Origin of the sequence: Streptomyces sp. CBMA123 (genome assembly GCF_014596465.1) — a bacterium.
In the GTDB taxonomy this organism is placed as follows: Bacteria; Actinomycetota; Actinomycetes; order Streptomycetales; family Streptomycetaceae; genus Kitasatospora.
On sequence record NZ_MECK01000003.1, the window covers coordinates 21,230 to 30,312 of the forward strand.

The 9,083-nt window shown below is 71.5% G+C and carries 9 protein-coding genes; 3 read left to right on the plus strand and 6 right to left on the minus strand.

Going from position 1 to position 9,083, the window contains the following annotated elements:
- Positions 1-60 precede the first annotated feature (60 nt).
- Both BG452_RS01985 and BG452_RS01990 read left to right on the plus strand, forming a co-directional pair.
- Entirely contained in the window at positions 61-1,278 is a 1,218-nt protein-coding gene (locus BG452_RS01985; RefSeq protein ID WP_188302365.1) for a cytochrome P450, read from the plus strand.
- A gap of 185 nt (positions 1,279-1,463) precedes the next feature.
- Positions 1,464-2,552 (plus strand): PP2C family protein-serine/threonine phosphatase, encoded by a 1,089-nt coding sequence (locus BG452_RS01990; RefSeq protein ID WP_188302366.1) that lies wholly within the window; start codon positions 1,464-1,466, stop codon positions 2,550-2,552.
- Between the two features lie 239 nt (positions 2,553-2,791).
- On the opposite strand, the gene glnA is transcribed toward BG452_RS01990, so the two are convergent.
- Positions 2,792-4,204, minus strand: a complete 1,413-nt coding sequence (glnA, locus tag BG452_RS01995) for a type I glutamate--ammonia ligase (protein ID WP_188302367.1) — start codon at positions 4,202-4,204, stop codon at positions 2,792-2,794.
- Between the two features lie 307 nt (positions 4,205-4,511).
- Between glnA and BG452_RS02000 the strand changes: the two genes are divergently transcribed.
- Positions 4,512-4,979: an RDD family protein gene (locus BG452_RS02000; protein WP_188302368.1), complete on the plus strand. Its 468-nt coding sequence runs from the start codon at positions 4,512-4,514 to the stop codon at positions 4,977-4,979.
- A 192-nt stretch (positions 4,980-5,171) separates the two neighbouring features.
- Here the strand turns inward: BG452_RS02000 and BG452_RS02005 are convergent, their stop codons facing one another.
- From BG452_RS02005 to BG452_RS02025, 5 genes are all read right to left on the minus strand, one after another.
- Positions 5,172-5,870, minus strand: a complete 699-nt coding sequence (locus BG452_RS02005) for a DUF4191 domain-containing protein (RefSeq protein ID WP_411292870.1) — start codon at positions 5,868-5,870, stop codon at positions 5,172-5,174.
- Positions 5,871-5,992: 122 nt separating this feature from the next.
- On the minus strand, positions 5,993-6,199 hold the full coding sequence (locus BG452_RS02010; RefSeq protein WP_188302370.1) for a hypothetical protein: 207 nt from the start codon (positions 6,197-6,199) through the stop codon (positions 5,993-5,995).
- A 251-nt stretch (positions 6,200-6,450) separates the two neighbouring features.
- Positions 6,451-7,404, minus strand: a complete 954-nt coding sequence (gene lipA, locus BG452_RS02015; RefSeq protein WP_188302371.1) for a lipoyl synthase — start codon at positions 7,402-7,404, stop codon at positions 6,451-6,453.
- Positions 7,405-7,536: 132 nt separating this feature from the next.
- On the minus strand, positions 7,537-8,307 hold the full coding sequence (lipB, locus tag BG452_RS02020) for a lipoyl(octanoyl) transferase LipB (protein ID WP_188302375.1): 771 nt from the start codon (positions 8,305-8,307) through the stop codon (positions 7,537-7,539).
- A gap of 190 nt (positions 8,308-8,497) precedes the next feature.
- Positions 8,498-9,083: PucR family transcriptional regulator (locus tag BG452_RS02025; RefSeq protein ID WP_188302372.1), on the minus strand; the 586-nt coding region annotated here is incomplete at its 5' end.

Genomic DNA, 9,083 nt, shown 5'->3' on the forward strand with positions numbered 1-9,083 from the left:
CTCTGCCGGCCCACCCGCGGTTCACGCACCAGCAAGCAGGACGTCGGAGGGGAGCACCGCATGGACGGCGCCGCGATCATCGAGCAGCTGATGACGACGGAGGTCAGGACCGACCCGTACCCGCTCTACGCCCGGGCGCACGAGCTCGGCCCGGTGGTCCCGGCGGGAGACGGGATGTTCGTGGTGAGCGGCTACGCGGCGGTCGACAAGGTGCTGCGCACGCCCGCCTTCGGCGTGGCGACCGCCGACATGATGGCCGGCCTCGCCCCGGAATTCGCCGAACACTCCTCGCTCGCCCTGTTCGGCCGCTCGATCCTCCAGCGCAACGCCCCCGACCAGCCCCGGGTCCGCTCACTGATCGCCTCGGTGTTCACGGCCCGCCGGGTCGCCGCGCTGCGCCCGGCCGTGGCGGCGGCGGTCGACCGGCTGCTGGACGGGATGGCCGAGCAGGGCGCCGACGGCTCTCCGGTGGACTTCATGGACGCCTTCGCCTTCCGGCTGCCGGTCGGGGTGATCTGCGAGCTGCTCGGCGTCCCCGAGCGGGACCGCTACCGCTTCCGTGAGCTCGCCGCCGACCTGACCGTCGCCCTGGAGTTCGTCCAGGACCTCGACGAACTGGACGAGGCCGACCGGGCCGCCGACGAGCTGTCCGGGTACTTCACCGCGCTGGTCGCCGAGCGGCTGGCCCGCCCCCAGGACGACCTGGTCAGTGACCTCGCCCGGATCGCCGCCGCGGACGGCGAGCGGCTCTCCGGCGTCGAGTTGCTGGCCAACCTGGTGCTGCTGCTGGTGGCCGGCTTCGAGACCACCACCAACCTGCTCGGCAACGGCCTCGCCCTGCTGTTCCGCCACCCCGGGGTGGCCGCCGGCCTGCGCAGCGGCGCCGTCACCCCGGCCGGGTTCACCGACGAGGTACTGCGCTTCGACTCCCCGGTCCAGGTCACCGCGCGGGTCGCCCTGGCGGAGGGCCTGGCGGTCGAGGGCCTGCCCGTCCCGGCCGACAGCGCGCTGAACCTGCTGATCGGCGCGGCCAACCACGACCCCGCCCGGTACGACCGCCCCGGGGTGTTCGACCCGACCCGCACCGACAGCCAGCCGCTCAGCTTCGGCGGCGGCACCCACTTCTGCCTGGGCTCCCAGCTGGCGCGGCTGGAGGCCGAGGTCGCGGTGCCCGCTCTGCTGGACCGTTTCCCCCGGCTCGCCCAGGGCGGCGTCCCGACCCGGCGTGACCGGCTGGTGCTGCGCGGTTACGAGACGCTGCCGGTGATCGTCCGGTGATCATCCGGTGACGGCCCGCTGACCGCGTGCCTGCGGGCCGGGAGGGCCTGGTCCTCCCACCGGAACCGCCGGAAGCCGGGACGTTCGGCCGTTCGTGACTGAGCCGTTCGTGGGGGAGCATGGAGGGACGAATCAGGTCATTCCCCGTGAATCCCCCAGGGTCGGCCAGCCAGGAGGTCCCCGCCGTGTCAGCACCCCGCCCGCCGCAGCTCGCGGTCGCGCAGCAGCGGGTGCCGCGCTGGGTGCCCTGGCTGCCGGTGATCCTGCTGGTCCTGGACCTGATCGCGGAGGCCGTCGTCCCGGACGCGGTCGCCGCCGGCTTCCTGCTCACCGCCCTGCCCGTGGTGGCCGCGTTCAGCTACGGCCCGGCGCTGACCGCCGCCACCACCGGCGGCGCGCTGGGCCTCCAACTGCTGCTGGCCCTGCGCGCCGGCCACATCAACGAGCAGCACCACGTCTGGGTCTACATCGCCACCGTGCTCTCCGGGGCGATGGGCACCGCCCTGTCCTGGCAGCGCACCCGGCAGAACCGTAACCTGCTGCAGGCCCGTACGGTCGCCGAGACCCTGCAGCGCACCGTGCTGCGGCCGGTGCCCGAGCGGGCCGGCGGCCTGCGGGTGGCCGGGCTCTACCGCCCGGCCCAGGCCGACATCCTGGTCGGCGGGGACCTCTACGAGGTGTGCGACACCCGCTTCGGCGTCCGGGTGCTGCTCGGTGACGTCCGAGGCAAGGGCCTGGGCGCCGTCCGCACCGTCGCCGACGTGCTCGGCGCCTTCCGGGCAGCCGCCCACGACACCCCGGGCCTGGTCGAGCTCGCCGACCAGCTGGACCGCGCGGTCCTCCGCGACGCCGCCGACCTCGGCGACGACGAGCTGTTCGTCACCGCCGTCCTGCTCCAGTACCGCCCGGGCACCGACTGCGTGGAAATCGTCAACCGCGGCCACACCACCCCGCTGATGCTCGCCCGGGGCACCATCGCCCCGGTGGCCTGCGCCGACGAACTCCCGCTCGGCCTCAGCCACCTCGGCCCCGAGGACGAACCCGCCAAGCCGACCACCGTCGCCCTGCCCCCGGGCCACACCGTGCTGCTCTACACCGACGGCGTCAGCGAGGCCCGTGACGCCACCGGCTCCTTCTACCCGCTCGCCCCGCGCCTCGCCGCCCTTGGCAGCACTGCACCCGACCGGGTGGTCTCCTTCCTGGCCCAGGACGTCCACCAGTACGCCGGCCTACTCGCCGACGACCTCGCCGTCCTCGCCCTCACCCCCGGCTAGGGCCTGGGTCCGAGCCATTCCCACAGCCTGCTCCCGGGCGTCGTCCAGCGCGTGGTGGGTGTCCGGCAGGTCCGATCGACTCCCGATCCCGGCACCCCGAAACCCCCATCGAAGACGCCCCCTCAACCGCTTTCCCGCCTCAATCCTCACCCAGCCCGGACCGGCCGACCCGGTTGACGACATGGCTGTGCCCGGTCGGATCGCGCTCCGACCGGGCACACCTCCTGGAGCCGCGATCTCTAGAGGTCGTAGTACAGCTCGAACTCGTGCGGGTGGGGCCGGAGGGCGATCGGGGCGATCTCGTTGGTGCGCTTGAAGTCGATCCAGGTCTCGATCAGGTCCGGGGTGAAGACGTTGCCGGCGAGGAGGTACTCGTGGTCGGCTTCGAGGGCCTCCAGGACGGCGGGGAGGGAGGAGGGCACCTGGGGGACGTTGGCGTGCTCCTCGGGGGCGAGCTCGTAGAGGTCCTTGTCGACGGGCTCGAGCGGCTCGATCTTGTTGCGGATGCCGTCGAGGCCGGCCATCAGCATGGCGGAGAAGGCCAGGTACGGGTTGGAGGACGGGTCCGGGGCGCGGAACTCGATGCGCTTGGCCTTGGCGTTGGAGCCGGTGATCGGGATGCGGATCGCGGCCGAGCGGTTGCGCTGCGAGTAGACGAGGTTGACCGGCGCCTCGAAGCCGGGCACCAGGCGGTGGTAGGAGTTCACCGAGGGGTTGGTGAAGGCCAGCAGCGAGGGGGCGTGCCGGAGCAGGCCGCCGATGTAGTACCGGGCGGTGTCGGAGAGGCCGGCGTAGCCCTGCTCGTCGTAGAAGAGCGGGGAGCCCTCGGTCCACAGCGACTGGTGGACGTGCATGCCCGAGCCGTTGTCGCCGAAGATCGGCTTCGGCATGAAGGTGGCCGTCTTGCCGTTCCGCCAGGCGACGTTCTTGATGATGTACTTGAACAGCATCAGGTCGTCGGCCGCGTGCAGCAGGGTGTTGAACCGGTAGTTGATCTCCGCCTGGCCTGCGGTGCCGACCTCGTGGTGCTGGCGCTCGACCTCCAGGCCGGACTTGGCGAGCTCCAGGGACATCTCGGCGCGCAGGTCGGCGAAGTGGTCGACCGGCGGGGTGGGGAAGTAGCCGCCCTTGTACTTGACCTTGTAGCCGCGGACGTCGCCCTCGGCGGCGCCGCTGTTCCAGGCGCCGGCCTCCGAGTCGATGTGGTAGAAGGACGCGTTGGCGCTGGTGTCGAACCGCACCGAGTCGAAGACGTAGAACTCGGCCTCGGGCCCGAAGAAGGCGGTGTCGGCGATGCCGGAGGAGGCGAGGTAGGCCTCGGCCTTCTTGGCGACGTTGCGCGGGTCGCGGCTGTAGGCCTCGCCGGTGACCGGGTCCTGGATGAAGAAGTTGATGTTGAGGTGCTTCTCGGTCCGGAAGGGGTCGAGGCGGGCGGTGGCGAGGTCCGGGACGAGAGCCATGTCGGACTCGTGGATGGCCTGGAAGCCGCGGATCGACGAGCCGTCGAACATCAGGGTCTCGGACGGATCGAAGGTCGCCGCGGGTACGGAGAAGTGCTGCATGACGCCCGGCAGGTCGCAGAAGCGGACGTCGACGAACTTGACGTCGTTGTCCTGGATGAACTGCTTCACTTCGGCGGCGTTGTTGAACAAAGCATCCTCCTCGGCGTGCGAATTGGGCTCACCCTAGGAATGGGTCGTTTCCAGTCGGTGACCCGCTCGTTTCCTAGATGTTAACCGCGACCGCCGAACGGGCGGCAAAGCCTTACGGGACAGGGCAAATCACCCCGCCGACCTGGGGGTCGTCCGAGAAGTGGTCTGGACCACTCGGTAAGCCCGGCGAGCGGGATTCACCCGGTCGTGGCGAAGCCCCGGGCCCGCCCGCTACCGGCCTCGTCCGCGCCCCGCCGGGAGGGGAGCCGGTGCCGGTCCGCGGCGTGAGCCCGGTTAGTGTGGATTCGTGGACACCAGAGAAGCGTTGGGATCGTGGATCGACGGCCCCAAGGCGGCCGCCGAGAAGATGGGCGCCGACTTCGGCTACCGCGGCGAGCGCCTCGGACTGCCCAAGGAGGGCCCCGGCTCGATGGCCGGCCCCGGCCGACGGATCGGCGCGCTGTTCGTGGACGGCTGGCTGGTCTCGCTGGTCTCCTTCGGTCTGCTCGCGAAGGGGGACCCGGCCGAGGCCAACCTGTGGACCCTCCCGCTCTTCTTCCTGGTCGCGGCCGTCCTGCTCGCCACCACCGGCACGACCCTCGGCAAGCGGCTGTTCGGCCTCCGGGTGGTCCGCCTGGACGGGCGCCGCGCGACCATCCCGCAGGTCCTGCTGCGCACCGTGCTGCTGTGCCTGGTGGTGCCGCCGCTGGTCTGGGACCGCGACACCCGCGGCCTGCACGACAAGGCGGTCGGCACGGTCGAGGTCCGGATCTGACCCGGAGTCGGAAGCCCGGAACCGGAAGCCCGGAACCGGAAGCCCGGAACCCGGAGTCCGGTGTCCGAAGCGGCCCCGCAGTCCGAAGCAGCCCCGCAGAGCGCAGAGCGCGCAACCGCAAGAACGTCGAACGGCCCCGCCCCGGAAGATCCGGGGCGGGGCCGTTCTGGTGTCGTCAGCGGAGGGGGACGGTCAGCGGACCTGGCCGCCCTTGGGCATCCGGGCGCCCTTGGGCATCGGGCCCTTGGGGATCGGCGCCTTGGAGAGCAGGTCGCCCAGCGCGCGCAGGCGGTCGTTGGTCTCGGTGACCTGGGCGGCGGTGATGGCGCGGGGCAGGCGCATCAGGTGGATCTGCAGCTTCTTCAGCGGGATCTCGCCCTCGCCGTTGCCCACCACGATGTCGTGCACCGGCACGTCGCCGACCACACGGGCCATCTTCTTCTTCTCGGAGGCCAGCAGCTGGCGCACCCGGTTCGGGTTGCCCTCGCCGATCAGCGCGATGCCGGCCCGGCCCACGGCGCGGTAGACCGCGTCCTGGTTACGGGTGACCGCGACCGGGGTGGAGTTGGAGCTCCAGCCGCGCCGGATGTTGTTCAGCACCGCAGCTACGGCGCCCGGCTGTCCCTCCATCTGTCCGAACGCGGCGCGTTCGGCCCGGCGCCCGAAGACGATCGCCATGGCCAGGACGGCCACGATGAAGCCCAGGATGCCCAGGTAGATGGGGTGGTCGATTGCGAAGCCGATGGCGAGGAACACGCCGAAGGTCAGCAGGCCGACGCCGGCGATGATCAGGCCGATCTTGGTGTCGACCTTCTTGGTCATGGTGTATGCCAGGCGAATCTGCTTCAGTCGCCCGGGGTTCTCGGATGTTTCCCTCGCCATAACGCTCATGGTACGTGGCACGGGTACGGGATATCCAAGCCCGGGTACCCGTTCGTCCGAACCGTGACCCGGGCGACCGCGTACGGTCGCGCTCAGCGACCTGCGCCGTCGCACACAGCGACGTCAGGGCCTCACTGCCCTACGGAGCGTGCTCCGAGGCCGTCCGTAGCCCTGGTCGTGGCGCCCGCGTCGTGCCGCCGGTCGGCCGCGTGCTCGCGGTTCTCGCATACCGCCACCCAGGCGTTGCGGCGCGCGTGCCGCTGTCCGGGTGCCAGTAGGACGCTCTCGGCGAACCGCAGCGCCGCCCCCACCGACCGGATCCGCGCCTGCATCTGCATCCCGAACAGCTCCTCTCGCGACGGTCGCGACCGCTCGCGACGGGTCGTGGCTGGTTGTGCTGGTCATGGCCGGTCGTAGCTCGTCATGGCCGGTCGTGGCTGAGAAGAATCGAACGCCTACCAGGCGTCCATCGTCCCCACCCCGTGTTACCAGTCCGTGACCAGGCAGTCAAAGCACGGTGAAACCCGGAAGGGCGGAGCCTCGGCTCCGCCCTTCCGATGGTTCACGTGGCTGGAAGCCGACGCCGAGGTCAGACCGCCGCCTGCTCGCGCCGCTCCAGCGCCTGCCGGTACAGCCGTCCGGCCCGGTACGAGGAACGCACCAGCGGGCCCGACATGACTCCGGCGAAGCCCAGCTCCTCGGCCTCCTCCTGGAGTTCGACGAACTCCTGCGGCTTCACCCAGCGCTCGACCGGGTGGTGGCGCAGCGAGGGCCGCAGGTACTGGGTGATGGTGATCAGCTCGCAGCCGGCCCCGACCAGGTCGGCCAGCGCCTGGCTGACCTCCTCGCGGGTCTCGCCCATGCCCAGGATCAGGTTGGACTTGGTGACCAGTCCGGCCGCGCGGGCCTGGGTGATGACGTCCAGGGAGCGCTCGTAGCGGAAGGCCGGGCGGATCCGCTTGAAGATCCGCGGGACCGTCTCGACGTTGTGCGCGAGCACCTCGGGGCGGGAGGAGAAGACCTCGGCGAGCTGCTCGGGGACGGCGTTGAAGTCGGGGATGAGCAGCTCGACGCCGGTGCGGCCGGTGGCGCGCTCGGCGGTCATCGCGTGCACCTGGCGGACGGTCTCGGCGTACAGCCAGGCGCCGCCGTCCTCCAGGTCGTCGCGGGCGACGCCGGTGATGGTGGCGTAGTTGAGGTCCATGGTGACGATGGACTCGGCGACCCGGCGGGGCTCGTCGCGGTCGAACTCGGCGGGCTTGCCGGTGTCGATCTGGCAGAAGTCGCAGCGGCGGGTGCACTGGTCACCGCCGATGAGGAAGGTCGCCTCGCGGTCCTCCCAGCACTCGAAGATGTTGGGACAGCCGGCCTCCTGGCAGACCGTGTGCAGCCCCTCCTTCTTCACCAGCGACTGGAGGGCGTTGTACTCCGGGCCCATCTTCGCGCGGGTCTTGATCCACTCGGGCTTCCGCTCGATGGGGGTCTCGCTGTTGCGGACCTCCAGGCGGAGCAGCTTCCTGCCGTCGGGCGCGACAGCGGACACGTGCGACTCCTAGAACTAGACGGGGTACCCCCAGGGTACGCCTGTGGTTGTACGGCCTATGCCGGGCCTGCCGCCCTGCAATCGCAGGGCAACACGGCTACTGGCCAGTAGATTCCCTATGGGCGGGAGGGCTCAGCGGCTGAGCGCCGGCTCCGGCAGCTCGGCGAGGACGTCCCTCAGGTGCCGCTCGACCGACGGTGCCGCCTCGCCCACCGGGAAGTCCCGCCCCAGCTCGCCGGCCAGCGAGGCGACGCCCGCGTCCCGGATGCCGCACGGCACGATCTTGTCGAAGTACGTCATGTCCGGGTCGCAGTTGAGCGCGAAGCCGTGCATGGTCACTCCGCGGGCGACCCGCACGCCGATCGCGGCGAGCTTGCGGTCGCCGCCGCGCTGCCCGGCGTTGGACGGCGCGTACTCGGGCCCGGCCAGTCGCGGGTCGATGCCCAGCGGCAGGCCCATCCGCAGGGTGAGCTTGCCGATGTCCACCACCTCGGACGGGTCCACCACGGCGTCCGGGAGGTTCTCGCCGAGCACCCAGACCCCGCTGCGGCCCTCGACCCTGGTGGTCCCGATGCCGAAGTCGGCGGCGGCGCGGATCAGCGCCTCCTCCAGCCGGCGGACGTACGCGATCACGTCGATCGGGTCGGGCAGCTTGACGATCGGGTAGCCGACCAGCTGGCCGGGGCCGTGCCAGGTGATCTCGCCGCCCCGGTTGACCTCGACCACCGGGGTGCCGTCCAGCGGCAGGTCGGCGGGGTTGGTGCGCTTGCCCATGGTGTACACGGGCGGGTGCTCCAGCAGCAGCACGGTGTCGGGGATCTCGTCCGCGACCCGCAGCGCGTGCAGTCGCTGCTGCTCCTCCCACGCCTCCTCGTACGGGACGACCTGCTCGCCTATGCCCATTCGAACGAAACGTACGTTCTCGCTCACCGCTGCCGCTCCTTGCCAGGCGTTCGAGACCAACCTCGCCACTGTACGCCCACGCCCGCGTCACCCGTTCGGCCGTCCCGTTCGACCGTTCCGTTCCGTCGTCTCGTCCGTTCGGCGGTCCCGTTCGGCTGTCTCGTTCGACCGTCCCGTCCGGTCGTCCCGTTCAGCCGTCCCCGCCTCCGTCTCCGGCGAGCAGCTGCAGCCGCAGGGCCAGCTGCAGTTCCAGCGAGCGTTCCGGGTGGTTCCAGTCCTGCCCCAGCAGCGCCTCGACCCGGTCCAGTCGCTGCACCACCGTGTTCACGTGGACGTGCAGCTCGTCCTTGGCCCGGGTGAGGCTGCCGCCGCAGTCGAAGTAGGCCCGCAGGGTGCGCACCAGCTCGGTGCCGCGCCGGGCGTCGTAGGCGAGCAGCGGGCCGAGCGTGGCGCCGACGAAGCCGTCCACGTCGTGGCCGTCGCCGAGCAGCACCCCGAGGAAGCCGAGGGCCCGGGCCGAGGCGCCCTCCCCGGCGCGGCCGAGCACCCGCAGGGCCCGTACGCAGCGCATGCCCTCGGCGTACGAGGCGGCCAGCGCGGCCGGGCCGGCGGCGGGGCGGCCGGCCCCGACGGTGACCGGGAAGCCCGAGAGCCGGGCCAGTCGCTCGGCGGCCCGCCGGGCGGTCTCCGCGGGGTCGTCGGTGCCGTCCGGTACGGCGGGCACCAGCAGGACGACCGTCTCGCCGTGCTCGGCGCTGACGCCGCGGGAGCCGAAC